Annotated in this window: 31 protein-coding genes; 9 read left to right on the top strand and 22 right to left on the bottom strand. The window is 49.3% G+C overall.

Annotation, left to right across the window (positions count from 1 at the left end):
• Position 1: 1 nt before the first annotated feature.
• The gene (locus tag QL223_RS21130) at positions 2 to 1,051 is read right to left on the bottom strand and encodes a hypothetical protein (protein ID WP_281545894.1); all 1,050 of its coding nucleotides are present in this window, start codon (positions 1,049 to 1,051) and stop codon (positions 2 to 4) included.
• Between the two features lie 3 nt (positions 1,052 to 1,054).
• Positions 1,055 to 1,465: an Arc family DNA-binding protein gene (locus QL223_RS21125; RefSeq protein ID WP_281545893.1), complete on the bottom strand. Its 411-nt coding sequence runs from the start codon at positions 1,463 to 1,465 to the stop codon at positions 1,055 to 1,057.
• A gap of 347 nt (positions 1,466 to 1,812) precedes the next feature.
• Here QL223_RS21125 and QL223_RS21120 point away from each other — a divergent pair, with 347 nt between their 5' ends.
• Both QL223_RS21120 and QL223_RS21115 read left to right on the top strand, forming a co-directional pair.
• On the top strand, positions 1,813 to 2,022 hold the full coding sequence (locus tag QL223_RS21120) for a hypothetical protein (protein ID WP_281545892.1): 210 nt from the start codon (positions 1,813 to 1,815) through the stop codon (positions 2,020 to 2,022).
• Positions 2,019 to 2,747, top strand: coding sequence for a phage antirepressor KilAC domain-containing protein (locus QL223_RS21115; RefSeq protein ID WP_281545891.1), 729 nt, complete (start codon positions 2,019 to 2,021; stop codon positions 2,745 to 2,747). Before QL223_RS21120 ends, QL223_RS21115 begins: the two co-directional genes overlap by 4 nt.
• 156 nt (positions 2,748 to 2,903) lie before the next feature.
• Here the strand turns inward: QL223_RS21115 and QL223_RS21110 are convergent, their stop codons facing one another.
• From QL223_RS21110 to QL223_RS21100, 3 genes are all read right to left on the bottom strand, one after another.
• Positions 2,904 to 3,494: a hypothetical protein gene (locus QL223_RS21110; protein WP_281545890.1), complete on the bottom strand. Its 591-nt coding sequence runs from the start codon at positions 3,492 to 3,494 to the stop codon at positions 2,904 to 2,906.
• 271 nt (positions 3,495 to 3,765) lie between these two features.
• Positions 3,766 to 4,560 (bottom strand): DUF2971 domain-containing protein, encoded by a 795-nt coding sequence (locus tag QL223_RS21105; RefSeq protein WP_281545889.1) that lies wholly within the window; start codon positions 4,558 to 4,560, stop codon positions 3,766 to 3,768.
• 148 nt (positions 4,561 to 4,708) lie between these two features.
• The gene (locus tag QL223_RS21100; RefSeq protein ID WP_281545888.1) at positions 4,709 to 5,473 is read right to left on the bottom strand and encodes a hypothetical protein; all 765 of its coding nucleotides are present in this window, start codon (positions 5,471 to 5,473) and stop codon (positions 4,709 to 4,711) included.
• Positions 5,474 to 5,639: 166 nt separating this feature from the next.
• Here QL223_RS21100 and QL223_RS21095 point away from each other — a divergent pair, with 166 nt between their 5' ends.
• Positions 5,640 to 5,891 carry a hypothetical protein gene (locus QL223_RS21095; protein ID WP_281545887.1) on the top strand — a complete coding sequence of 84 codons (252 nt, stop codon included), beginning with the start codon at positions 5,640 to 5,642 and terminating at the stop codon, positions 5,889 to 5,891.
• Positions 5,892 to 6,052: 161 nt separating this feature from the next.
• Here QL223_RS21095 and QL223_RS21090 read toward each other — a convergent pair whose 3' ends face one another.
• The 3 genes from QL223_RS21090 to QL223_RS21080 all read right to left on the bottom strand — a co-directional run bounded on the left by QL223_RS21090 (position 6,053) and on the right by QL223_RS21080 (position 7,784).
• Positions 6,053 to 6,415, bottom strand: a complete 363-nt coding sequence (locus tag QL223_RS21090; RefSeq protein ID WP_281545886.1) for a hypothetical protein — start codon at positions 6,413 to 6,415, stop codon at positions 6,053 to 6,055.
• A 12-nt stretch (positions 6,416 to 6,427) separates the two neighbouring features.
• Positions 6,428 to 6,754, bottom strand: a complete 327-nt coding sequence (locus QL223_RS21085; RefSeq protein ID WP_281545885.1) for a hypothetical protein — start codon at positions 6,752 to 6,754, stop codon at positions 6,428 to 6,430.
• Between the two features lie 292 nt (positions 6,755 to 7,046).
• A complete protein-coding gene (locus QL223_RS21080; protein ID WP_281545884.1) occupies positions 7,047 to 7,784 on the bottom strand; it encodes a DNA/RNA non-specific endonuclease in 738 nt (245 codons plus the stop codon).
• Between the two features lie 281 nt (positions 7,785 to 8,065).
• Here QL223_RS21080 and QL223_RS21075 point away from each other — a divergent pair, with 281 nt between their 5' ends.
• The 3 genes from QL223_RS21075 (at position 8,066) to QL223_RS21065 (ending at position 10,205) form a co-directional block, all read left to right on the top strand.
• Positions 8,066 to 9,046, top strand: a complete 981-nt coding sequence (locus QL223_RS21075; RefSeq protein ID WP_281545883.1) for an HNH endonuclease — start codon at positions 8,066 to 8,068, stop codon at positions 9,044 to 9,046.
• Between the two features lie 38 nt (positions 9,047 to 9,084).
• On the top strand, positions 9,085 to 9,792 hold the full coding sequence (locus QL223_RS21070; RefSeq protein ID WP_281545882.1) for a hypothetical protein: 708 nt from the start codon (positions 9,085 to 9,087) through the stop codon (positions 9,790 to 9,792).
• A gap of 83 nt (positions 9,793 to 9,875) precedes the next feature.
• Positions 9,876 to 10,205, top strand: a complete 330-nt coding sequence (locus QL223_RS21065; protein WP_281545881.1) for a hypothetical protein — start codon at positions 9,876 to 9,878, stop codon at positions 10,203 to 10,205.
• 318 nt (positions 10,206 to 10,523) lie between these two features.
• Here QL223_RS21065 and QL223_RS21060 read toward each other — a convergent pair whose 3' ends face one another.
• From QL223_RS21060 to QL223_RS21025, 8 genes are all read right to left on the bottom strand, one after another.
• On the bottom strand, positions 10,524 to 10,730 hold the full coding sequence (locus QL223_RS21060) for a hypothetical protein (RefSeq protein WP_281545880.1): 207 nt from the start codon (positions 10,728 to 10,730) through the stop codon (positions 10,524 to 10,526).
• Positions 10,717 to 12,084, bottom strand: coding sequence for a phage minor head protein (locus QL223_RS21055; protein ID WP_281545916.1), 1,368 nt, complete (start codon positions 12,082 to 12,084; stop codon positions 10,717 to 10,719). Before QL223_RS21055 ends, QL223_RS21060 begins: the two co-directional genes overlap by 14 nt.
• A gap of 149 nt (positions 12,085 to 12,233) precedes the next feature.
• Positions 12,234 to 13,751: a DUF935 domain-containing protein gene (locus QL223_RS21050; RefSeq protein ID WP_281545879.1), complete on the bottom strand. Its 1,518-nt coding sequence runs from the start codon at positions 13,749 to 13,751 to the stop codon at positions 12,234 to 12,236.
• A complete protein-coding gene (terL, locus tag QL223_RS21045) occupies positions 13,745 to 15,259 on the bottom strand; it encodes a phage terminase large subunit (protein ID WP_281545878.1) in 1,515 nt (504 codons plus the stop codon). Before terL ends, QL223_RS21050 begins: the two co-directional genes overlap by 7 nt.
• Positions 15,256 to 15,777, bottom strand: coding sequence for a hypothetical protein (locus QL223_RS21040; RefSeq protein ID WP_281545877.1), 522 nt, complete (start codon positions 15,775 to 15,777; stop codon positions 15,256 to 15,258). The genes terL and QL223_RS21040 overlap by 4 nt, the downstream gene beginning before the upstream one ends.
• Positions 15,764 to 15,952, bottom strand: a complete 189-nt coding sequence (locus tag QL223_RS21035; RefSeq protein WP_251875146.1) for a phage holin — start codon at positions 15,950 to 15,952, stop codon at positions 15,764 to 15,766. The genes QL223_RS21040 and QL223_RS21035 overlap by 14 nt, the downstream gene beginning before the upstream one ends.
• On the bottom strand, positions 15,952 to 16,362 hold the full coding sequence (locus tag QL223_RS21030; RefSeq protein ID WP_281545876.1) for a 3TM-type holin: 411 nt from the start codon (positions 16,360 to 16,362) through the stop codon (positions 15,952 to 15,954). The genes QL223_RS21035 and QL223_RS21030 overlap by 1 nt, the downstream gene beginning before the upstream one ends.
• Positions 16,362 to 16,757, bottom strand: a complete 396-nt coding sequence (locus tag QL223_RS21025; protein WP_281545875.1) for a M15 family metallopeptidase — start codon at positions 16,755 to 16,757, stop codon at positions 16,362 to 16,364. The genes QL223_RS21030 and QL223_RS21025 overlap by 1 nt, the downstream gene beginning before the upstream one ends.
• A gap of 63 nt (positions 16,758 to 16,820) precedes the next feature.
• On the opposite strand from QL223_RS21025, the gene QL223_RS21020 reads away from it, so the two are divergent.
• Together QL223_RS21020 and QL223_RS21015 are read left to right on the top strand one after the other, a co-directional pair.
• Positions 16,821 to 17,753, top strand: a complete 933-nt coding sequence (locus QL223_RS21020) for a pentapeptide repeat-containing protein (protein WP_281545874.1) — start codon at positions 16,821 to 16,823, stop codon at positions 17,751 to 17,753.
• The gene (locus tag QL223_RS21015; protein ID WP_281545873.1) at positions 17,750 to 18,676 is read left to right on the top strand and encodes a pentapeptide repeat-containing protein; all 927 of its coding nucleotides are present in this window, start codon (positions 17,750 to 17,752) and stop codon (positions 18,674 to 18,676) included. Before QL223_RS21020 ends, QL223_RS21015 begins: the two co-directional genes overlap by 4 nt.
• Positions 18,677 to 18,692: 16 nt before the next feature.
• On the opposite strand, the gene QL223_RS21010 is transcribed toward QL223_RS21015, so the two are convergent.
• Genes QL223_RS21010 through QL223_RS20985 form a run of 6 tightly spaced genes read right to left on the bottom strand, consistent with a single transcriptional unit; the run spans position 18,693 to position 21,581 of the window.
• Positions 18,693 to 19,031: a Mor transcription activator family protein gene (locus tag QL223_RS21010; RefSeq protein WP_281545872.1), complete on the bottom strand. Its 339-nt coding sequence runs from the start codon at positions 19,029 to 19,031 to the stop codon at positions 18,693 to 18,695.
• Positions 19,032 to 19,060: 29 nt separating this feature from the next.
• The gene (locus QL223_RS21005) at positions 19,061 to 19,411 is read right to left on the bottom strand and encodes a hypothetical protein (protein WP_281545871.1); all 351 of its coding nucleotides are present in this window, start codon (positions 19,409 to 19,411) and stop codon (positions 19,061 to 19,063) included.
• On the bottom strand, positions 19,398 to 20,045 hold the full coding sequence (locus QL223_RS21000; protein ID WP_281545870.1) for a DUF6475 domain-containing protein: 648 nt from the start codon (positions 20,043 to 20,045) through the stop codon (positions 19,398 to 19,400). Before QL223_RS21000 ends, QL223_RS21005 begins: the two co-directional genes overlap by 14 nt.
• The gene (locus QL223_RS20995) at positions 20,032 to 20,913 is read right to left on the bottom strand and encodes a replication protein (RefSeq protein WP_281545869.1); all 882 of its coding nucleotides are present in this window, start codon (positions 20,911 to 20,913) and stop codon (positions 20,032 to 20,034) included. The genes QL223_RS21000 and QL223_RS20995 overlap by 14 nt, the downstream gene beginning before the upstream one ends.
• Complete coding sequence (locus QL223_RS20990; RefSeq protein WP_281545868.1) at positions 20,906 to 21,352, bottom strand: phage regulatory CII family protein; 447 nt, start codon at positions 21,350 to 21,352, stop codon at positions 20,906 to 20,908. Before QL223_RS20990 ends, QL223_RS20995 begins: the two co-directional genes overlap by 8 nt.
• 19 nt (positions 21,353 to 21,371) lie before the next feature.
• Entirely contained in the window at positions 21,372 to 21,581 is a 210-nt protein-coding gene (locus tag QL223_RS20985) for a Cro/CI family transcriptional regulator (RefSeq protein WP_281545867.1), read from the bottom strand.
• A gap of 116 nt (positions 21,582 to 21,697) precedes the next feature.
• Here QL223_RS20985 and QL223_RS20980 point away from each other — a divergent pair, with 116 nt between their 5' ends.
• A complete protein-coding gene (locus QL223_RS20980) occupies positions 21,698 to 22,393 on the top strand; it encodes a helix-turn-helix transcriptional regulator (RefSeq protein ID WP_281545866.1) in 696 nt (231 codons plus the stop codon).
• The last annotated feature ends 8 nt before the right edge of the window (positions 22,394 to 22,401 follow it).

The following is a 22,401-nucleotide window of genomic DNA, read 5'->3' as shown; positions in this document are numbered from 1 at the left end:
TCTACCTAGGCAATTTCATCATAAAGTCATCTACTTTCTCGAAAAGGAATTCGTTGATGTCATCGCCTCTGCTCTTAGCTAAAAGCAAAGCTTCAATGTCTTCATCTGACAACGGCAAGATAAGTTTACCGTGCTCTCTCATCGCACCAGCACAGGCGAGCTTTCCATTTTGGCTGATACCTTTTCTGGAAACTAAAAAACAGACCTTACGCTTTGCTCGCTCATAAAGGTATTTCTCAGTTGTGTAGACTTGACCCTGACCAATCTCATCTTGATAGTTCTTAAACTCGAAGAGGACGTACATAGAATCGAGACCTTGAGAAATGAACTTCCAAACATTTGCATGCCCAGTAACTCGACAAACCAAATCGTAGCGATGCAGTTTGTCGTCGGTGGTAGTTTGAGTCTGCCATCCCTTTAGGTCGTTTTCGAAAAGGTGTTTAAGGATATCCGTCATCACTTCTTCGTATGTACCGGAATCATCACGACCTGGTTGTATAGCCTTTAACTTTCCCAACAGCTCTAAAGAAGGATCTGGCGCTTCGAGCGTAAAGCCTTTCAAGCTGCCTAAGGAACTAGTTTTGAACTTATAATCATCAGGACTTCCTTCTCCGACGATTCTTGACTTTAGATCTATCTCAGTCAATGCAACCAATTGCGATAACCAACGGATTTTGTTGGCTGTTAAATTCAAAATTGCGTCTAAATCCAGAACCTCAACTCCATAGAGGTATTTAAGCTGGTTTTTCGTAGTTTTAGGCACATCACTAGATACCAATAACATCCCATACTGAATCCCATGTTTTCTTGACCCATTAACAAGGATTTCCGCTGACTTAATTAATGCATCAAAAGGGTAAGTGTCATTTCGGGTAAATTTCGTAACTACGGAGATCTTTGCTTGTTCGGCTTTTTGAATCGCAAAGTCGGAAAACGACCTGTGATCACTCCTTGATTCAACAACATACCCGTTGGCCTCAAATATTCCTTTGCATATAGATTCAAATTCGTTGTCTTTTTGCACATTGATGGCTTCTGCAAAAATATTCATGAGTTAATACCTCAATATAAATCTCCGGGTTTTGGCATCCAGGCTCACCACATACCCCAGCCCCTCCAGCCTCGCCTTCACAGGCTGGATGATCTTCTCTTCCATCTCTGCGCTGATGACATCAAAGCCGGTATCCACGGTCACTTCCGTCACCCCTTGACGGGCCATTCGCGAAACTTCTTCCAGGCACTTGGCAACAAGCGCTGCAGCTCCATCCTCCAACGCATGTTCAGCCAGCTTTTTTGCATCAGCGGCAGAGAGCTCGCCGGTTGGAGTGGTGGTGATAAGGCCTTTTTCTAGGCGATGGACAATTTCCGCATTTACAGAACGGCCTGATGCTGTAGCGGAGCCATGCAAATCTAATTTCAAGGATTCAGGTAAGCGAATGTTTATCTGGGGATCTTTTCTGGCCATTGTCTTCTTCTCAATTTTAAGCATTGACAACGTAGCACCGTACTACCATCCTATCAATGGTAGCACCGTGCTTATATTTCTATCACGCCAACTAGAGAGGCGAATCAGATGAAAAAGGAAAGAAAACCTTATATACAAATTAACTTGAGGATGCCTGAACAACTTCTGCAGTGGGTTGAATCAAAAGCTCAAGAGAATATGAGAACACGACATAGCGAGATCATGTTTATGTTCGAAACCCTAAAGAAACAGGATGAAGCAAGAAAATAAGCAAGAATGGAAGAGCCCCAAGAGGTGCAACTCTTGAGGCCCTATGTCAACACCCTAGTGATAGTAGGAGAATCGACATGTCGACTCTAGCAAACAACCATTTAGAAATCCAAAACGATATCAATCGCCTGTTGGCGCAAGCCAATGCCCTTATTGACGTTCTGTGCGTCGAAGACCAATACCGCGCCATTGATACTGTCACCCTGTCCAATGCCCTTTGGCTGTTAGGCGAACGCATCACCGACATCGACCATGCCTGCCAACAGCTGTTCAAGGAGGTCGCATGAATATCATTCCTTTTCAATTCCAGCATGCCAATATCCGGGTGATTGAGCAGAATGGCGAGCCTTGGTTTATCGCAAAAGATGTAGCTGAACTTCTGGGGTATTCGAATACTTCAAAAGCCGTAAGTACTCATTGTAAATCAACAAATACCTGCCCTACCGAAATGGGAGGTCAGGTCCGTCATGTCCAGATCATCCCAGAACGCGACGTCTACCGCCTCATCATGCGATCCAAACTACCTGAGGCGGAGAAGTTCGAAGACTGGGTGGTGTCAGATGTGCTGCCCTCGATTCGAAAGACCGGCAGCTACAGCACCGCTGACCTCTCCCGTATGGATATCCTCAAACTCGCCATGCAGGCCGAGGAAGAGAAACTGAAGCTACAAGCCCAAGTGGAAGAAGACCGGCCCAAGGTTGAGGCCTATCACCTCATCGCGGATAGCGAGGGTTCGCTTTGTATCACCGATGCCGCCAAGAACCTACAGCTGAAGCCCAAAGCCCTCTTCGCTTGGCTGGCTGCAAATCGCTGGATATACAAACGCCCTGACGGGAAAAGCTGGATTGGCTATCAAGACAAGCTGCAACGGGGATTACTGGAGCACAAGGTGACAACGGTGAATCAGCGAACCGTTGAACAAGTGCGTGTGACGTCTAAGGGGTTGGTGGTTCTGGCTGAGAGGTTGGCACCGGGGAGTTTGGGGATGTTGCGGGATTCAGGGGCTCACTGATGTGAGCCCTTTGGGGGACAGGTTTTGGTGGAGAAAGTCTAGATTTGTCTGACACGATTTTGGACAGAGGTGGCTTAGAGCACTAACTCCAAGCCTCTTTTAGGATAGTCTGAGTTTAGAATTCACCTTGGGAGTATCTGCAAAGTCGGTGACTATTCAATTTTTCTCTTCTGTATGAAGTTGCCGACAAAACTCTAGTGAGGGATTACTTGCACACATAGAAACCTGTTGTTTCTCTAGTCTTTGATTGTTGAGATACGAGTTAAATCCAGTAACAAGGAAAGCTAGCAAAGATACACCTATAGCAATACGGCTATGCAATACGCTTTTTCTACTATTGTCCTCTGACCTAATCTTTAATTGTAACTCCACACCTTTTTCAGAAAGAAAGAACTTTTTGAACGAGTGCATAACTTTATATGACTCGTCGGAGGTATATGACCAATCTATAACACATTGAATAGTTATATATCCCTCTCCATCCATGTACTTAAGTATTTCACAGCAATGTTCTTCCTTAACCAATGCTTTTGCATTTAGTATGGAAGCATCCTCTCCATATATAATAGAAAGAAACTTATCTATTCTATTAATATTTTCTTGTCCATAAAACCCAGGAGTTTCTTTAACCTCCTGCACTACCTGTGACTTATTGATTTGAAATTGGTAATTAATCTCTAATACAAAGTCACACTCAGCTATCGCCTTGATTAATTTTTTTAGATCTTTGGAGAAATTATCTCGCATACATAAACACCAAGAAATTTGAAGGCACAATACCATTACGTTCCTGTATTTGTAGAAAAATACTAATATCAATTGACGTATCGATTGTCTTTAATTTTCTGTTTTTTTCTACTTTACTGCTTTTACTGCTTTTTCTGCACTCTTTGACCTAACTAAAAATATGAAACATAAGGTCTGGTTAGGGAAACCAAAGTAGACGACTTTGTTGTTCGAGAGCATTGGCTGCTAACGCAGCCAGAAGAAAACTATTGCCTATTAACCGGAGAAGGGCTCATATGTGTTGGCTGAATTTTTCAAGCACATTACTAGTCAACGACCAAGAATTGTATTCAGGTTTACACTTGAGTACCTGGATACCTTTAGAGGACCAGCTCTCCAATATGTTAACGAGTTCATTTTGGGGCAACCCTCCCTCAGAAACATTCTTCCAAATATGATGCCCGAGATAGACTTTACAAAATGCATTCTGTGGTATTTTCAAGCAATGAATTGGACGACCATCTATTTTGATTTTATTCCAATCACCTTGGTCATTGCTGTACTCACATTCTTTTCGTTTCGGGATGCTAATTTTAGTTGAGGAGCGGATGTCTTTCACTACACGCACCTCTTCTTCATAGGCCCACTCTAGTGATTTATACAAATAACTTCTCGATAGTAAATTCGATGAATGGGCTTCAAACAACTCAAGCTCAAAGTCTTCGAGCATTAGCCGATTAAAATCATTAAATACGATTGGATTTGAAGGTTGAGTAGCCGTGTACCGAACATCTCCATACTGAGCAGGAATTAACGAAGTTGAAGAGCAATTTAAACCTGCAACATCGACATCAATACCGATAACCACACCTTTATGTGAGTCGCCATAATGTGACCACATAAGTGGGTTCAGCGGTTGTCGTGTAAGCGATAAAACGCCAAACTTTGTAGAAACACAATTTTTAAGCCCCATTGCAATCTGTTTGCTAGTAAGACTAGAGTCTTCATCAAACACTAAGCTTGAGCACTCAAAAGGATCGTTCAAATCATGGACTCGACTAAAGCCGAGAGATGACGTATCTATCATAGATCGTGCACCTGAAAGCCCCACATATTTGTATAATATCACTGAACCTCCATTCAGCTAACGCCTCAATAACCGGCAGCGTTGTGGCGAAGCCACGCCTATAGCTGTCCGGCGCCACAGGCGCGAAGTTGATTGATTTGTTAAGCTCTTAGCTATCGGCACTTTCTATAATAAGCTCTAAAAGCTCGGCTGGGCTTATAACCTTTATATCGTATTTCTCAGATAGCTTGCACAAATTATCTGAATGAAAGATGGATGATGATCCAGCCCCTTTTGCCTGGTCATTGGTACAAAAATAATCAACTCCGAAGCCGTAATGCCCTGCTATTGCATCACCATCAACCCATTCACCAACATCCTTCGCATACTGCTTTTGACTTAAACTCTCATCTTCCTTTGTTTGATTCACAATTCCTCTTCTACTATCACTATCTAGTCTGGCATGAATCCTTGCCTTTCCTGCGCCAAGACTCTCAATAAATCGAAGACAGTCGAAAGTTCTATCAAGACGCTCTGACAGCGTGTATTTACTATCCTTCGCCTTGTATTGATTAGGCAAATTTAGCGAAGGAGCTCCTATTCTTGGAGTATGAATAAACTTGAACCCTAACTTTAGAGCTTTGGGAATAACTTCCTGTAGGTAATCTGTAAGACCTGGTGCAGAACTACCTTCAGTTACATGAGGTTCATCATCATCAACCTGAAAGGAAATCGATGCTTTGAAGTTGCCGAAAAATTCTTTCCTATCCTTTTTGGGAATACTCTCTAAAACTGCCAAACCCTCAAAGAAAAAAGGTTCTATATCCCCCGACTTAATCCGATCAAAAATAGATTGATAAATCGTACTTTGATATCTCTTGTCGTCATCGACGATTTGTTCCCATACATTAGAGTCAAAAGTAACGCTGACCATAAATTTCCTTGTTCTAAGGATTAGATTGTGAGCTTAACAGTATTTTAGATGACAAAATGTCGGAATTAAATACGACGTTTTTCCCTTTAATAACAATGCATTAAACTTTAACTGCTCGTTACCATCTGATTTTGATATCTTATTAAATCATTTAAGATGTCGATTTGTGAAAAAGCTCCAAAATGTCATTTTTCATCAACATGCATTGGAGCTCTATGATGCTGTGGTTATCAACAGTAAAAAGGCGGTTCAGATTAGAAAGAATAAGGCCAATCGGGGGGAGCTATTATCCGAGCAGAGAAAGAGTCATGCTCACTTTGGGGCAAAAACTACTCAAGCTACCGCCCTTCGCTTCTCGGCAAGCAACACGCCATCACTGTCTAAAACTTTTGGCTGGAATGTACCACAAAGTGCATAAATCCAGATTTGATTTTGATCGCATGGAGGGCTGATTGCTTATTGATTAATCAGTTAAAGGCTTGAGGTATTTTTCAGGTGAATGCAGTGAATAGAAACAATAGCTTGAGATTGTTTATGTAGAATGAGGTGTGTCCTGAATGGGCCTACGCAGCGTATGGGCTAACTTGGATATTTAATCTCTTTCTTGTGTTCAACATTACGGTCATCAATCGCTTGGATAAATGGGCCTTGCTTGGCTGGCCATTTGAGATGCAGCTCCGCAAGAGACTCTATGCTGACATTCTGATTTAAAAGATGCTGCCTAAGTGAATCAGTCCAGTAGCCTATAGACTTTTCAATCCTGTTGCTACAAAACTGGCGAGGTTCAAATGTTCTTGAGAGCCAGTCAATTGAGATATCATATCCTTTCGCATGAATGGCCTTCAGCTCCCTAAAAACAAAGTCTCCATCAACATAGTTTTCATAGCTCAGATAGCTATAGCCAAAGTTGTGTATTGCCGACTTTATGTTTTTATATTTCATGGCTGAGAGTTCTCAGAGAGGTTCATGCGAGACCTTCTTAGCATATGGTTGCCTTTCAACTTCAAGCATGATCTCTTTCTTTTCAGTTAGAACATATACAGATTTCGTCTTTTCACTCCAATTAAAATCGATGAGTCCATCGATAAGATCGTCATCGTAGGTTTCATCCTCGGTATTCTCCTTGTAAGTACGAACAGATTCGCATACGAGCCTAGTATGAGGATTGAAGTCTTCCACATTGTCTACCAACTCAATGGTAAAAGTACGCTTATCAATGTCATAAACCATGTGTGAAATATAATGCGAGCAATTTGGAATCCAATAAGCTAGGTTGTTCACAAAACTCCTCCTCAATAAAATCATGTAGTGGTGATAGACATTCCCTGCCAGAGAACCAGCGTAAGCGAACAAGAGATGTTGTGCAAAGTGACGGGGAGATAACGTGCGGTAGGCATCAGGATAGACTTGAGAGCCCAAACACAAAGCGTTGGCAGGAGAAAGGTGTGAAGGGCTCTCACTGACGATGAGAGCGGATTTGGCCGGTGAAGGCCAATCCAGGCGCCCGCTTTACGTGTGATGCGTGCACACGATGTAAATGAGCGCTTTGTTATTCGGGAAGTTTTGGGGAAAGCTAACAGCCCACCCGCCCTTTCATCTCCGTACTCTCCGCCACGGCCGGCAACTGGTAATCCAGACGGTTTTCTAGGTCGCTGACTTTTACCTGGGTATCGCAGTACTTCCCCCCTTTCTCGATATCCTGTTCCATGACAAAGGCCACCCCATTCCCTTTGATGTCATATATCAGCTTGTAGAAACCTGAAGGAACCTGATGTTCTTCATTGGCATTGGGCATGTCCTTCATCATCTTTTCATAAAGCGTGCCTGTCACCACATACACCGGCTCTTTGTACTCAACGGAATGACGCACCGCTTCTTCCAGGTCTTCCCATGCGCGACCATTTAGGTGCTTATGCTGTGGCACGATATTGCTGATGTAATTGGTCTCCCACCAATATTCGTTCCCTGCAAAGGCGGCCAGTGGTGTCATGTGACCACGCTCCATACCAATCGCCCCATAGGCACCGTCGTAGTCGCGTTCCTCGAGCTTGTCTTCATCCGGGATGAGGTTATTTTCCATCCAGTCCCTACCCGGCCCAGGTCCGAAGTTCAGCACGTTCACCTCATACGCTGTCCAGTCCGCAAACTTGGTCGTCGGATTGTTGGAGAGTGCATAGATGTGGGTGAAGACGAGGTTATTTTCTTCCCTCACTTCCGGGCAGCCCAACGGGCAAAACGGGGAGTAGATGTCAGCGGCGGAAACGGAGGTGGAAAACAGAAGTAGCGCAGCGAGCTTGGTGGCCGAATTCATTTTGGCATCCCTGTCCAGTTTAGTTATCAGTTACAGTCGCACTTCTAGGACGACAAGTCAGAACAAGAATGGACCTATGTGGTACCAATCACGGAACTTTGATCGTTAATTGCTTGCTATATCAATAAGAAGTGTGAGTGAGATTTCACTCTCATAGTTGAGGTCAATGCTTGTAAATTTTAACTGGACATGCATACAGCACTGCATGTATAAAAACCCAGTGCATATCGAGAAATCGAGACAGAAACCCGTAAAAACCTTATGCAGACCAGGAATGCCCAGTGATAGAAAACTTCAATACCATTTGCCAGTTCAGACAAGATAACCCACCCACACCAGGTCAAGGTATCAAGACGAACAATCCCATCGTGCAACCCGTCAAATCTGCCTTAGTGGGACTTCGGGATGAGCTGGAGGCTAAGTTTAAAGATTACCGTGGTTTCAAGTTCCGTTTTCAAGAGTCACGTGGCGCCACCCTTTTCCCATTTGTCACACACGTCTCCATTCTTCCTGAAGGCCAGGACGTTTCAAATGGCGTTTATGTTGTCCTGTGTTTTGACAAATTTGGCCGCGGTGCACTGGTTGGGTGTGCTGAATCCAAATCAAACCCCAAAGGTATTGGGACGGTAAAGCGTAAGTTTCGCGGCAAGCCACTAGCGATAGACGTGGATGGAAGCAGTCAAAATACCCGCTACAACGATGTCTATGCCAACCCTAGAGAGTTTTTCTATCCGCTGAACAGCGACTCTCAACTCATCACGCACCTCACCGCATCATTAGATCGCACACTAGTGATATTGGGCAAGCTAAAGGAGTCCGATGTCGCCGGAAACATTGATGCTATCGAGGAAGAAGAATACACCCCAGCCAACAATAAAGATGGTCGTGAACGCATCCTTCGCCAGATTGTAGCAAGGCAAGGTCAACGCAAGTTTAGGGAATCCCTCCTGGCTGAATACAACAGTACATGTGTCGTCACTGGATGCAATGTCATTCAAGCCCTCGAAGCCGCACATATCATTCCTTACAATGGTGAGGAAACTAACCATGTTCAAAATGGCTTGTTACTGCGCTCAGATATCCACACCCTTTTCGACCTAGGGCTTATTTCTATTGACGCTAAGACAATGAAAGTTGTCATTTCAGATCAGCTTCAAGGCTCTGAGTATCAAAGCCTTGCAGGTAAAGATGTCAGCGGTATCTCGGCAAGTAAAGCGTGTTTGGATGACCACCTGTCAAAAGTATTTGTAGGCTCAAACTAGCCGGCTTTTCTAGCAACTCCAATCATGGATGAAATAAGATGAGTATTCGCCTCTACAGAGCTCGAAAAGCTCGCCAAGAAATTGAAGCGTTTGCGCGAGAGCAAGATAGAAGAGTTAGAAACACCTACACATTGCCCCTATCTTTCAACGTTGTAGCTGGCTTGATTACAACCTTGCTAATATTGTTATTCACGTCTCACACCAACCAAAAACTCAAAGAACTAGAGCTCAAAAATGCCAAAGCGCAGGTTGTCTGGCAAGCCAGATTTGATGCAACCCAACAAAATTTGGCTGCGCTATCCGAGCTCCATAACTTTATTAAATTTGAGTTGAAAGAAAGCCTTTTTCAGGAAGTTAAAGATGGCTCTTGGTTTGATGATTCAAGTAAGCACGACAAGAAGCTATTTATGTACACTGAACTACGAAGGAGACTCGAAGAGGCACAAAAAATCGTCAACAATAATGCCGTTCGTTTATCTGAGAAAATGGCAAAAGACACAGATGAATTTTTTACGAACACCAACTTGGAAATGAACTCTAATATTGTTATCAACTTTGACCCAGATAAAGTCTTTCCAATTCTTATCGGCGGTCCCGGCGTGCCGGTTGGAGAGTTTGTCGCTCCAGATTCTCACTACAAGATGGTGTCCGAAATGGCTGATGAATTTGAAGTAAGGTTTTTCAATAACTATCAAAAACTAGAACAAAACTATCGGAGAGCGTTAAGTTCTGGCATCGATGAATAGTAAGGTATCGATACCTCCCCCCCTTGCCCTCTCCCTCTCAAACTTGCTACATTTTATGCTGTTCATTCATACAGTATTTTTTAATGCCTGCTATCCGCATCCAACACAGTGCCGTCACTGTGGTCATAACAGCACCTAAGGCGTTTCTTCAGTGCATCTCCCATCAAGAGCACCTGCCTGCGAAGGTGAAAAGCGGCGGTATGCTCTATTTTCCCTTTGGCGGCTTTGTCGAAAGGGAAAAGCTCAACAAGGACGCCCAGTTCGTGAAACTGACGTCGATTGATGGGTATTCAGAAGCAGATGATGGCAGCGGGCCTTGGAAGTATTTTCCCTATGGGACGGCATTGCTCGGTGTGTTTAGGGAGAAGACTTACTATCTGGTGCTTGAGAGGGGGAAGGTGGTGAAGGTTTGATTAGCAAGATAAGGAGTTTACTTAGGTCAACCCGGTCATTGTATTGCCCACTACGCTGCTTGAAATACCAATTAAAGCGGAAGCTAGATGCAAATTTAGTGAGCTGGTTGTAGTGTCGGATTTTTTCATGTTAGTCACCTTTGAAATTGAAGTTACTAGGAAATAAACGAGCGTTATTGCCAACAATAAACAAACAACAGCGACTAGTGGACCAACTACAACGGAACCGATTGAAACCTCAGTGATAGCTGACCTAAGTAAACTGCGATTAATATATCAAAGAAAAGCAAAAAGTAAACATTGTTGCATATGAATTATCTACCTTTGAATCGGCACGACATTCTCATCTCCACCGCCTTCCACCTCCATTCTGACCTCTATTGGCGCGGCAGCAACAAATCCTTCCCAGAGCCAACCAAATTTGTCTCCAGAGATATGAGGTTCAAGCTCGAGAAGTAATTTTCCATAACCCCGATGGTCTCCCTTGTAGTTGAGCGCTTTATCTAATGCTTCATCTTCTGTCATGACGTTTTCTCTCTTTGCCATCTATCGCTTTATCTATCAGCCTATCAAAGTAATCAGCCGCTTCAGGATCAAACTCTGCGAATGCATCCCTATCGAATAACCAGGCACAGAAATGCTCAGCATGGTATTCGTAAAAGTCACCCATTGAGATGCCTGACATGGCGTAACGACTTAAGAATCGCTTTGCCACCATTTCCGCTCGTTCACCACCCGCCCAAAAATGCACCTGATGACCCACTTCATGCACCCAAGTTGCCACAAGCTCCGCTTCAGGAGATAGCCCCGTACCGAGGGTCCACCGGCGAGGGCTGTCATCCGGTCCCCGCTGCCCAGCGGCTTCTTTCACCGAGGCCTTGAGCGAAGACGCCACCTTCTCCACGTTCCGCTCGCTAAAACGGACTTTGCTGTTGCCCTTCACCACGACATGGTTAAACACGTCTGCGGTAAATCCCCCCACCCGGGCAGGATTACGGATAGTGTAATTGTACCGCCCATAGCGTTCCTGTTCTTCATCCAGGTACCCGATGACACGGTCACGGATAAGGCTGGCGCCCCGGTTTCGCTCCCCCATCTCCGCCTGTTTGATGATAAGGGTTTTCATGCCTTTGGTGTGGGTGAAGGTCCGCAATTTGTCTATCCGCTCAGCGGCACCGGGGATGGCCTCCAAAATCCGGTTGATGTCTTCGCCGTCGATGTTTTTGAGGGTCGACAGGGCACTCGGGACTACCCGCCGGGGTAAAGGCGCCGGTTTATCCGCGGTACCGACGGTCTGTTCAAAGGCCTGGGTTTTCTCCTTATCCCTACGCTGGCGTTCACTTGCCCTCGCCTTACCCGGGTTATGGTCCCAACCCGGATCTACCCCTTCCGGGACCTCCATCACTTCCCCGGTGCGTTTGTGGGTCCAGGTGGTATGGCGAAGGTCTGGGGACTCAGAGATACCGCGCTTTTTGGCTTCATCAGCCGTCAGCTGCCGCACGCGACACCGGCAGCCAAACCCATTGGGCGGCATGTGCGTGTCCCAGAACAGGTCATCCACCGGCAAAACCAACCCTTCCCATTGCACGTGGTCCTCACGGTGTTCTTTAGACGGGCCCAACCCATAACGCAGGTAAGGCAGCACGGCTTTGTGGCTATCAATACGGGCCCATTGTCCGGCCGCGCGGGAGGTTCTGAGGTTGGTGTCGTAGATGAGTTTGAGACGGCGTGGCGTGCCGAGTTCCACCACAGAGCCATCCGGCATCAGCGCCCTTCCCAGCCAGCCGCGTTTGGCCAGTTTCGGCTCAAGCTCTGCCTTAAAACGTTCAAGGGTTTTGCCCTGGGCCAGCGCGACCGTGACCGCTTCGTGGATATCCATCAGCAGGTCCTGTGTCATGGCTTTCGCGGCGGTGAAGGCGCGGGCATGCTCCTCTTTCCACACCTCATCCCAATGCCAGGCAACCGCATACCCTTTGCTGCTCAGATATGCCAGGGCCTCTTCAGGCACAGGCGGTGTGGCCGGGACAATCATTCGTCCCCTTCCCGGCCCTCCCCAAAGGCCATGAGGCCTGCGTTGGCAAGGCTATGGGTCAGTAAGGTCGGGTCGGCGTTTGACAGCAGTTGGGGCAGCAGCGCCAGCACCTCTTCATAGCTGTTGGCACTTTTCACCGCCTCAAGGATGGGGTCCGTAATGCGCTGCGCGCCCTCCCAGTCATCCAGCATCATTTGGGCTATCTGGTCGATGTCATCCGGCGTGGCACGGTTCAGGGCTTTGCGGTGGTTCTCTGCCTGCTCCGTCTCGTCAGGTTTCGTTGGCTCAGGCTCAGGGGCAGTTGGTACACCCAGCAAATCGGCATCACTGGCAGGCTCGGACAGCCCCAACTTGGCACGCACTTCCTGCGCCGAGACTTTCAGCCCCAGCGGCACCAGCTTTTCGAGATTGGTGGCCAGTGCGTCAATGTCTTCCTTTTCAGGGATGGCGATGACGACCTTGGGGTACACCTTCTGGGGACCAAAGTTGAGGTCAATGAACGGCCGGATAAGGTCACGGTTCAGGGTATTCGACAGCTGACGCGCATCCGCTTCAATGAGGTCTTGCCTTACCGCATCCTGCGCATCCTCGTTCCCCAGCTTGCCGGGGGTGCCTTCGGTGGTGGCGGTCTGTCCGAGCACCGCCTTGGAGACCTGCCGGTCTATCCATTCCACCAAACGGGCAAACACGTCAGACGCCCCAGAGGCCTGCGCGATTTGCTCAAACTCAATCACCATTGAATCGGGCAAGATGGCTGCTGCGTCCGAGCCAATATTGGCCACGGCCGATTTGAGTACCGCTTTGTCCTCCTCGTTCGCCCCAGGCCCGTATTTCCCGAGGCGCAGCGGAATGCCATAGATTTCCAGAAAGCCCAGCCAGTCTTTGAGTCCATACATCTTGCAGACATAGGAAAACGCCACCAGACGGGCCAACCCGCCGCGCAGCAGCAGGCCTGATTTCATCCGCGGTTTGTGAATGACAAACTTGTACGGCGGCAACACGATGCCATCCACCGGGTCCCGTTCATCCTGCAGGCGCAGTTCATCAGGGCGTTTTTGGTTGAACTGGAAGTAACGCGGGTCACGCCACAGGTAAGCACTGGGTGTCCATTGCCGCCCGCTGCGGTCCCACATGATTTCATTGACGCTGAAGCCTTTGCCCAGGGCATCGAGCGCATTGTCGACCAACTCCCCGAATTCGGGCGCCTCGGTCAGTGCCCTCACGGCATCCGCGAGTTTTTCCGCGTGGCTGTCTTCGCCCCCGGCCTCAATGTTGACCGGCAACCCCGCCACAGCAAGCTTTCGCGTCCGCATCACGCTCGAGTAATGCGGATCGCGCTCCTCCATCTCTTCGGCGAGCGTTAAATAGGCCTCCAAATCCCCTTCCGATGCCGCCTGTAAAATCGCTGCCAGGCGGGCGGGTGTCAGGCCACTGGCTGCGGAGCCACTGCCCCATGGATTTCGGATGGCCGTTGGGCCGGCAATCTCCCGGTTCAATGTCTGAGTCTTCACCATACGCCCTCCCGCTTAAAGCTATTGCCACCGCCGCTCACGCGCTGGTAGTCGTAGTGCTCCACACTGTTCCCCGCCCAGCGAAGGAACTGGCTGGTGCTGTCCACCTGGTCAAAGGTGTCACTCAACGGACAGCTGAACAGCTCCCGCTCATAGTCAGGCAGCCACTCGGCCTCCTCGGGAAAGAACACGGTACCGGCCTCAAACTTGGGGGATTCTGAGGAGAGGCGGATGATTTTGTCGTTTTCAGGCTCGATCGGTATCACCGGCAAACGCGTCTCTGCGCGCAAGTCCTGGATCAATTGCTGGCCACTGGCCTTGTCCTCAATCAGAACCGCATGGGGCGGGTATTTGCGGGCAATGCTTTTCGCCATCGACCGCAACGCCGGGTACTCCACCCGGTCCCGCCACACATACAGCAGGTAAAACGCCAATTTGGTTTCTGCCCAGACGGTACAGACCGACGGGTCATTGATTTCCTTGGCCTTGTTGGCCGTGTCCCAGCTGTGCACGATACGGATGGGATGTGCAGGCGGTACACGGTAGCGTTTCACCCAGGCACGTTTGATGATGCCGCCTTCCGACGGAGCAGGACGCTGCTGGTATAAGGCTTCCCAGTTACGGGTCCCCTGTGAGCGTTTTTCCTGACGCCAGAACGTGGGGGAAAACCAGTCGGTCCAGAGAAACTCGCCGCGGTCACGCCCAAGCGGGTCATCGTCGCGCTCACACTCGGCCTGCAGGGAAATGACATACCACTGCTCGCCATCCTGCGCTTCAATCCATCCTGACTGGCCGCTGTAGTTCTTGGGCAGGATACGGCCCACGGGGTCATCTTCGTGCCAACGGGTCAATATCCAGATGATGAAACCGTTGGGCTTGAGACGGGTACGCAAATCGGATTTGTAGGCTTCCCAGGTCTTGTCCCGGATGACCTCACTGTCAGCCTGCTCCCGCCCTTTGATGGGGTCATCGTTAATCAGGCCATCGGCGCGGTTACCCGTGATGCCCGACAACACCCCACCGGCCATGTAACCGGCATGGTTGGTGAGTGACCAGGCTTCCACGGCCTTGTTGTCCGGGGTCAGGGCACTGCCAAAGATATGTTCGTACTCGGGGCTTTTGCAGATTTGGCGGCACTTTCGGGAGAACTTCCACGCCAGGTTGGAGGCGTAGGAGGTTGAGATGATTTGCTTGCCCGGGTTCTTGCCCATATACCAGGTGGGAAACACCACGCTGCCATAGGTGGACTTGGCAGAGCCCGGGGGCATGAAGACCATCAGGCGCTTGATGTCCCCCGCTTCCACCTTCTCGAGCGCCTCGTTGATTAACTGGTGGTGACGGGCTGGGACTACGGTGTCCGGGTAGAACTCGTCACAGTCGTCCTCGTCATTGAGCGGGGCTCCGGGAATGGTGATGCTGCGGCAATAGGCATCGAGGGAATAACGTGCCCTCAATGCCCGCTTTTTCTCCAACAGGGAAAGCAGTTCTCGCTTGTTGGCCGCGCCACTCATAGCTTCTTGCTGAGCTCCGCAATCCGGGCATCCAGTTCGGTTTCCGTCATGTCATCGTCTTTGCGGTTCGGGTCATCGAGCCCACGGATACGGCGGATGATGTCGATGTTGGTGCGGTTGGTGTCGGTCAGCAACTTGAGGTTTTTGGCATCCAGCATCAGCATGCGGATGGAGCGCTCGTCCATCTTGATGCTGCGCAGGGTTTTGCTGACCAGCTGCAGCGCAAGACGGGCGTTCTGCAGCCCCATGTCCATGTCACGGATGTCTTCGTCAGCCGCTTCCATGATGGCTTCCGCCACCGCTTTGGGTTGACCGACAATGTCCGGCTCTGCCTTCCCGGCAAAGTGGGCTTTGACCCGTTCACGCTTGATGGTGGCGCCATCACGCACCCAGCCATATTTCTTGGCCCGGCGGCGGATAGACGCTTCAGAGACACCGAACCGGTCACCGATTTTGCGGTTCGATTCGATGCCTTTGCGAAATTCGGTTTCAATGGAGAGCCAATCAATCGGTGTCATCGTGGCGCTCCCGTTTCTGCAGTTTGAGGGCCTCGCGCTTGTACCAGAGGTTAGTGGCGAGCGTCGCCAAACCAATCAACAATCCACCCAATGCCACCCACTCATTGATGGTGAGGCCGGCAATCACGGTGACCGCTGAGGCGCCATAGTTGATGCCCACATTGAGCTTTTCCATCACGCTCGCTCTCCGGGTAACAGGTTTTTGACGGACGGCATGACCTTTTCAACACTACGGCCAACGACATAACCGCCCAAGCCTATCTGCAGGAGCGTCCAGGCCTGCGGGGCCAGACGAAAGGCCAACACCCCGAAGCTGTCAGCAATGACCAACCCAAGAAATGACAACATGGTGATAGGCCGCCAGGAACGCTGCAGCCAGCTTTCCCCTTGTGCTTCCGCGGTGATGACCTGCGTTTTGGCCTCCATCAAGCGGGCTTCATAGTCCATCACCTGGGTCGCGAGGGTCATTTGCATCTCAAACATCTTGGCTTTAATAGCCAGACGCTCTTCATCACTGGTGTGAAGCTCATCAACGAGGTTGGTCACCGGTGCTACGAGCCCGGACAAAAGGTTCCAGACAGACATCAATGCACCTCCAGCGGATAGGCGTGCCAGGGCAGTTGGAAATGCGGACCATCGGGGAAGCGGACCCAGTCGCCACCCCACTCCAGTGGGATACCCAGCTCATTGGCGGCGGTTTTCATGGCGTCAGCGATACGATGATAGAGCGGCCAGTCCCAGCGAAGCTCATCCCCCACCCATGCCCCCAAATCCACGGCATGACCCGTAAGGTGACGGCTTCGCAGGGTCTGTGAGGCCCCTTGCTGGACCAACTGGCGTTGACGGCGGGTCGAGCGAAGCCCTTCCAACACCGTGAAATCTATGTCACTGATAGTTATCGCATGTTTCACCACTTGGACGAGGTGTGGATGGAGACCCTCAAGGCGTTGACGTGAGCGGCTGCCCAACTTATAGGTCATAGATGCAGGCCATAAAAGACGATTCATGACCCGAAAATGCCTGCTTTGTTGTTGATGGTTTAGGTGAACCGTTTCACCTCTTTAGAGCAGGTCATTCCGATGAGTTGGGATTACAAGGCTTGGTTACGATATATCTCGCTGCAGCTTCACCGCTTTGCGGATTGGCTTGATAACCTTCATATTACGCGGATATTTGCTGCAATGACTTCATTTCTGTTGGTATTAACGTTAATTGCATACATTCAAGATTTGTCAGTTAAAGAGGAAGAAAAACAAGAAAGGAATGAACAAAGAGTCGTAAATGCTTGGCAACTTATCGCAATCGGTGCTCCAGGGGATACAGGGAAATTCGCTTTAGAGTTACTCAAAAAAGCTGGTTCATCTCTAAGAGGCATAAATTTAGCCCAAAAGACACTAGAAACCTCCTTTAAAAGAGAAGCTGGTTTTGGCGTTTTCCTGCAAAAACTAAATTTACCAAACACCAACCTAGCGTTTTCCAATTTTGCGGGCGCAGATCTATCTCAAGCGGATCTGCAGGGGTCCTTCCTTTACAGGACAAATTTTTCGTACTCAAGACTGGCGAATTCAAATCTTAGAAAGGCAGATCTTAGGCTATCTGACTTGAGGAACGCCGACCTAGCTTTCACAGACTTTTCTGGCGCAGACTTAACTGGAGCGGATTTAACTGCTGTAGATTTATCAGGCGCATCACTATTCGAAACTAATTTGTCAGAGGTAAGTTTACAAGATGCAAACATGAACAATACCTTATTTTTTAATGCCAAATTGATTTCTACGAACTTGAGTAACGCGAACTTAGAAAATGCAATTTTAATTTCCAACGACTTTACGGTTGACGAAAATACGCTCACTGATGAGTCCACATGCGACCAACTAAGAAAGGCCAAAAACTGGGAACTCGCTGACCGAGGCCCCGAACTTGCTTGCGGAGCTCCTATCCCTGGACTTACAGCTGACGAAGATAATTTGCAATGAAGAAACATGTAGGAAGAGGATATCGGCAGTACAGGAAGGCCAAAGCCCAAAGGTACCCGGGCCTACTTCACGACATCGCAAACAGCTTAGATTCTTGGCATATGGTCAAGATCGCCTCCGCCCTCAGCTCATTCTTACTCATATTTGCGTTGTGGAGTTTTTTTGAAGAAAAAGAACAAAGAGAAATAGACAGGGATTTGGCTAATGAACAAAGAAGGATTAATGCATGGCAATTGTTAACTACTAAAGCTCCAGGAAATAGCGGAAAACGTGAGGCACTTGAGTACTTGGTCACAAATGGAGAGCCCTTGAGAAGCATTAACCTACAACCTGTTGCATTGTCCGAATCCAGCGAATTTATAGGTGTCTATCTCAACAACGTCTATATTCCGAAAGCCGATTTAGTCGGCTCAAGCTTAATCAAAGCGCAGCTCTACTATGCAAATCTTGAAAATGCTAACCTCAGAAATACTAACTTCTCTGGTTCTTCACTAAACAAAGCAACACTAAAGAATGCTCTCCTAGTCGATGCAAATTTTTCAGAAGTCGATTTTACAGGAGCAGATCTAAGAAATGTCGATTTCTCTAGAGCAAATCTTGAAAACGCTGTTTTTTGGGGGGCTGATCTTCGTGGGGCGAAGTTTCACAATGCCAACCTTACTGGAGTTAGACTAAGAGAAGCAAAACTCCAAGGTGCTGATTTTCGGAGCTATGACGACGACGACAGTTTTGCATTGGAAGATTTACCCCTCGAGCATGATGCTACACTAATAACCTGCAATGAGCTTAATGCTGGGATATATTCATGGAACAATCCGTATAGGGATCCACACCTAGAGTGCGGTTTAATTATTCCGGCCCCAACTGAAGAGGTAGAAATAGATTGGGGACCAATTACTCCAAGGGAATATAGAGGCCCTTAGCCAAGCTTCTTTTCACCTAACCCCTCACAATATTCATCACATGCCGCCGGGATATGCCGTACTCCCGCGCGAGGATATCGGCCCGGTTCCCCTCCCCCGGTGGCATGCTGTGGTAGGCATCGCGGATAAGCGCATCACGGACATGGCGGTAAAGCACCTTGCTCGGCACATCAAACGTGTCCCCGCCGTAGTAATAACTGAGCTTTTCTGCTGTTTCCCGCCCCAGTATCAGCACTAGGGGATGGTCGGGTTTTAGCGTCTGGGGCACGTACACCCTTGCCCCGCCCATGGCCTGCCCCAGTCTTACCGCAGCGGCGGCCCCAATTACTTCCGCAATTTCATGTAACACACTCATGGAACGATCCTTTTTGTTACGTTATTCGGTCACTTAACGCGACTTAACGACGGTGCTCGCGCATCGGATAATCGCTTATAAATCTGCAAGATAGCGTCGACAGCTTCACCCGATTGGATCAACCGACGATCACATCGGTACACCGTCCAACCCCGCTTCATCGCTTCAGAATACTTGGTCATGTCCTGCTCAAAGCCCTTGCCGCGGGTATGCCTTCCCCCGGTCCATCCCCCGCCCTCGACTTCCACCGCCAACCCCAAGGCAGGCCAGGCAAAATCAAACCGCCAGCGACGGGTCGGGTGAAAGCTGTATTCACGCTCTGGCTCTGGCAGCCCAAGGGCAGTCAGTTGGAAGGCCAGCTCAGCTTCAAGGGCGCTCATGTTTGAGCCTCACCACGTTATCGCTAAGTTCCTCTAGCGAGAGCTGCCGCGGCTTACCGACGTCTTTCTGGCCCCCCTGATAAACCAGCTTGGCTTTGGCCACCTCCCCAATCACCATGGGCGCATCAACCGGGTGCCCACTTTGGGTGTTGTTGGCTTCGCTTATGCCGATGAGCTTCTTCGGGTACTCTGAGGGCGGTTTGTTCGTGTAGCTCTGGTACCGCCTGACGAACTCATTGTGGCGGTATGGCAGCTCACTCATGTCGGTGTGGCAAAACGTCACCCAGCCCCCCATTTCCATCACCACCTGATGGATCAGCGCATCGTCAAACACCACGGATTGCCATGCCCCCACCGATTGGATGGCACCGGCTAACTTGCTCCACGCTTGCTCTCCCCGGGTCTGGGTGTTGCCATCGAGCTGGCGGATCACATCGGCAGGCTTGGGAAAGAACTGGCCCGTATCAGGGTTGCGCACATGCATGTCCAGCGCCCGGCGCACGTCCTCGAGGTCATAGTCACGCAGCGCTTGCCAGTAAATCCCCAGCATGGGACGGGACAAGGGCTCCCGCATGTACAGGCTTGAGGTCAGGCAGAGTATTTCAGCAAACAGGGTTTTCTCAGAAAGGTTCATGCTCAATCACTCCAGACATCAAGGCCTCACGACGTGCATCGCTGATGGGTGACGCATCAGGGGCATCAATCCACTCTTGGATTTCCTTGCTGAACAGGCCGGTGAACGGGGCATCCTTGGCGGGTCGCTGTTGGGGTTTGGCAAAACGTTTGGCATTGCGCATCCAGTTCCGCCATGCTGCTGTCCAGTCACGGAATGTGGAACCCTTGGCACGGTGGTAATCCAGAAAGCGCTCGGTCTCCTGAGAGAGATCGACCTCAATGGCGTTTTGTTTTGCCCAGTCGAAAAGGGCCGTTGACACATCGAAGGTGTCAGGCGGTGACGTGGCGCGTTTGGCGCGTGGCTCACGCGCGCTGTCTTTTGTAAACCTGTCTATTGTAATAGTGTCTTGTCTATTGTGGTCGTCAGGGCTGACGGTTGAAATGTCGCGTTTTGACGGTTGGCGCCGTCGGGGCTGACGGTCAGCACCGTCAGGATTGACGGTTTTAATGGCCGTCAGGGTTGACGGTTTTTTCGTAGGTTTCTGACGGTTTTCGATGGGCGGTGGTGGCGCGTATTGCCACTCATCAGTCACTGGATTGAGGCCGAGTTTGTTGCCATCGACCAGCAAAATCTGACGGGCGACCAGCGCCTTTTTGACCCTGCTGATGTTCTTGGCATCAATGCCCGTTAACTCACAAAGCTGGGCGTTACAAATCCAGTCCATGGATTTATTGAACCCATAGGTTTTCATCATGACGGCATGAACCAGACGGCTTTCGCGGTTGGACAAATGCACGCGGCACAATGCCAATCCCAGTTGATTCGCCACCCGGTAAAAGCCGTCATCTGGGCTGGCAGTGCGGTGAAAAGCGACGACCTCAGCCATGGGACACTCTCCTCAGTGGCTCCACCACAATCGCTTTGCGTAAAGTCTCCAAGGCTTTGATGGCTTCATCCACTTCCTGCTGGCACTTCTCGCGCTCACGCAGGGAAAACACCCCGTCTTCCAGCGCATCTTGGATGACTTTCACCACATCACCGTGCTCAGCCGTGGCTTTGAGGACAGACTCCAACAAGGAAGCGGTGCGCTGCTCTTCTGCTTTGTGCAGGTCAAGCTCAGTAGTCATCGCTTCAAGGATGCGGTAGTTACCAGTGATGAGCTGGACAGCCAAGGCTTCACGTAAAGACAGCTTGTGGGAATCGGATTGTGGATTGGCTTTGTTGATAAGGACCTGGTGAGACATACCCAGTTGCTGGGCGATTTGTCTGGCAGGGATGGGCGAATCGTGGACCGTGCTATAAACGGCCGTATCGAGATGGTCCATAGGTTTATCCCTTCTTCGGTTAAACGTTCACAGCGGGCTCAGGGTGCAGTACCTTTTTGTAGAGCGTGGGGTCATAGACGAGCGCGCCTTGGGTGAGGTATTCGAGTCGCAGGGCTTGTTTTTCGGGAATGATTTCGCCCCAACGAGAAACGGCCGCCTGGCTGATCCTGAGCGTGTCTGCAATCAGGCGCTGGCGACCGAAGTGGTTGATGACATCTTGCTTGAGCATAACCGCCTCCAGTTATAGATTAACGAGGAATTGGTTATTAAATTTAACCACGATAAACCGTATGTCAACCTGAATAAAGGTTGAATTAACTTAACTTTGGTTATAAGTTTAACCATATGAGTACGTTAGCGAACAAAATCAAAGAAAGAATGTTTGCCTTGGACATCAACCAACGAGAGTTGTCCGAGCGGATAGGTATTTCCCAAGTGGCTGTGCACAAACTGGTCAGCGGAAAAACCAAGCAAACTTCGAAGATCAATGAACTGGCCACCGCGCTGGAGTGCGACCCTGCCTGGCTTGGCAGCAATAACGAAGTCGGGGACATGGGAGAGGCACAATGGCGCGGTGTCGAAACCTGGGACAGCCAGACACCACTATCAGAAGAAGAGGCCGAGCTGCCCTTCTATACCAGTATCGAACTCAGTGCAGGAAATGGGAGCTTTACGGACGCGGAGAATAATGGCCCTAAGCTGCGCTTTTCAAAGTCGACTTTAAGAAGGCTTGGTGTAGAAAAAGCGAACGCCGTCTGTGTCAATGTGTCTGGTAATAGCATGGAGCCCGTGCTGCCGGATAAAGCCACCGTTGGGATTGATACCGGCGACAAAGCCCGCATCGTTGACGGCTCTATCTATGCCATCAACCATGGCGGATTGCTACGCGTGAAAATCCTGCAGAACCTCCCTGGTGGCGGCATTCGCCTGAAGAGCTATAACAGTGAGGACTATCCAGCCGAAGACTATAGCGCGGCGGAGAAACAGGACATTGAGGTCATCGGCCGTGTTTTCTGGTACTCAGTGTTACTGCCACGATAACAACCTGT

This window comes from Grimontia sp. SpTr1 (genome assembly GCF_947387585.1).
Taxonomy (GTDB): domain Bacteria; phylum Pseudomonadota; class Gammaproteobacteria; order Enterobacterales; family Vibrionaceae; genus Enterovibrio; species Enterovibrio indicus.
The sequence above is the reverse complement of the archived record's forward strand: the minus strand, read 5'-3'. Positions and strand labels throughout refer to the sequence as shown.

Bases quoted from the DNA above. Each gene is read 5' to 3' on its own strand.
- QL223_RS21130 (WP_281545894.1), bottom strand. From the start codon at position 1,051: ATGAATATTTTTGCAGAAGCCATCAATGTGCAAAAAGACAACGAATTT.
- QL223_RS21125 (WP_281545893.1), bottom strand. From the start codon at position 1,465: ATGGCCAGAAAAGATCCCCAGATAAACATTCGCTTACCTGAATCCTTG.
- QL223_RS21120 (WP_281545892.1), top strand. From the start codon at position 1,813: ATGTCGACTCTAGCAAACAACCATTTAGAAATCCAAAACGATATCAAT.
- QL223_RS21115 (WP_281545891.1), top strand. From the start codon at position 2,019: ATGAATATCATTCCTTTTCAATTCCAGCATGCCAATATCCGGGTGATT.
- QL223_RS21110 (WP_281545890.1), bottom strand. From the start codon at position 3,494: ATGCGAGATAATTTCTCCAAAGATCTAAAAAAATTAATCAAGGCGATA.
- QL223_RS21105 (WP_281545889.1), bottom strand. From the start codon at position 4,560: ATGATAGATACGTCATCTCTCGGCTTTAGTCGAGTCCATGATTTGAAC.
- QL223_RS21100 (WP_281545888.1), bottom strand. From the start codon at position 5,473: ATGGTCAGCGTTACTTTTGACTCTAATGTATGGGAACAAATCGTCGAT.
- QL223_RS21090 (WP_281545886.1), bottom strand. From the start codon at position 6,415: ATGAAATATAAAAACATAAAGTCGGCAATACACAACTTTGGCTATAGC.
- QL223_RS21080 (WP_281545884.1), bottom strand. From the start codon at position 7,784: ATGAATTCGGCCACCAAGCTCGCTGCGCTACTTCTGTTTTCCACCTCC.
- QL223_RS21070 (WP_281545882.1), top strand. From the start codon at position 9,085: ATGAGTATTCGCCTCTACAGAGCTCGAAAAGCTCGCCAAGAAATTGAA.
- QL223_RS21065 (WP_281545881.1), top strand. From the start codon at position 9,876: ATGCCTGCTATCCGCATCCAACACAGTGCCGTCACTGTGGTCATAACA.
- QL223_RS21060 (WP_281545880.1), bottom strand. From the start codon at position 10,730: ATGACAGAAGATGAAGCATTAGATAAAGCGCTCAACTACAAGGGAGAC.
- QL223_RS21055 (WP_281545916.1), bottom strand. From the start codon at position 12,084: ATGGATATCCACGAAGCGGTCACGGTCGCGCTGGCCCAGGGCAAAACC.
- QL223_RS21050 (WP_281545879.1), bottom strand. From the start codon at position 13,751: ATGGTGAAGACTCAGACATTGAACCGGGAGATTGCCGGCCCAACGGCC.
- terL (WP_281545878.1), bottom strand. From the start codon at position 15,259: ATGAGTGGCGCGGCCAACAAGCGAGAACTGCTTTCCCTGTTGGAGAAA.
- QL223_RS21040 (WP_281545877.1), bottom strand. From the start codon at position 15,777: ATGACACCGATTGATTGGCTCTCCATTGAAACCGAATTTCGCAAAGGC.
- QL223_RS21035 (WP_251875146.1), bottom strand. From the start codon at position 15,952: ATGGAAAAGCTCAATGTGGGCATCAACTATGGCGCCTCAGCGGTCACC.
- QL223_RS21030 (WP_281545876.1), bottom strand. From the start codon at position 16,362: ATGTCTGTCTGGAACCTTTTGTCCGGGCTCGTAGCACCGGTGACCAAC.
- QL223_RS21025 (WP_281545875.1), bottom strand. From the start codon at position 16,757: ATGACCTATAAGTTGGGCAGCCGCTCACGTCAACGCCTTGAGGGTCTC.
- QL223_RS21015 (WP_281545873.1), top strand. From the start codon at position 17,750: ATGAAGAAACATGTAGGAAGAGGATATCGGCAGTACAGGAAGGCCAAA.
- QL223_RS21010 (WP_281545872.1), bottom strand. From the start codon at position 19,031: ATGAGTGTGTTACATGAAATTGCGGAAGTAATTGGGGCCGCCGCTGCG.
- QL223_RS21005 (WP_281545871.1), bottom strand. From the start codon at position 19,411: ATGAGCGCCCTTGAAGCTGAGCTGGCCTTCCAACTGACTGCCCTTGGG.
- QL223_RS21000 (WP_281545870.1), bottom strand. From the start codon at position 20,045: ATGAACCTTTCTGAGAAAACCCTGTTTGCTGAAATACTCTGCCTGACC.
- QL223_RS20995 (WP_281545869.1), bottom strand. From the start codon at position 20,913: ATGGCTGAGGTCGTCGCTTTTCACCGCACTGCCAGCCCAGATGACGGC.
- QL223_RS20990 (WP_281545868.1), bottom strand. From the start codon at position 21,352: ATGGACCATCTCGATACGGCCGTTTATAGCACGGTCCACGATTCGCCC.
- QL223_RS20985 (WP_281545867.1), bottom strand. From the start codon at position 21,581: ATGCTCAAGCAAGATGTCATCAACCACTTCGGTCGCCAGCGCCTGATT.
- QL223_RS20980 (WP_281545866.1), top strand. From the start codon at position 21,698: ATGAGTACGTTAGCGAACAAAATCAAAGAAAGAATGTTTGCCTTGGAC.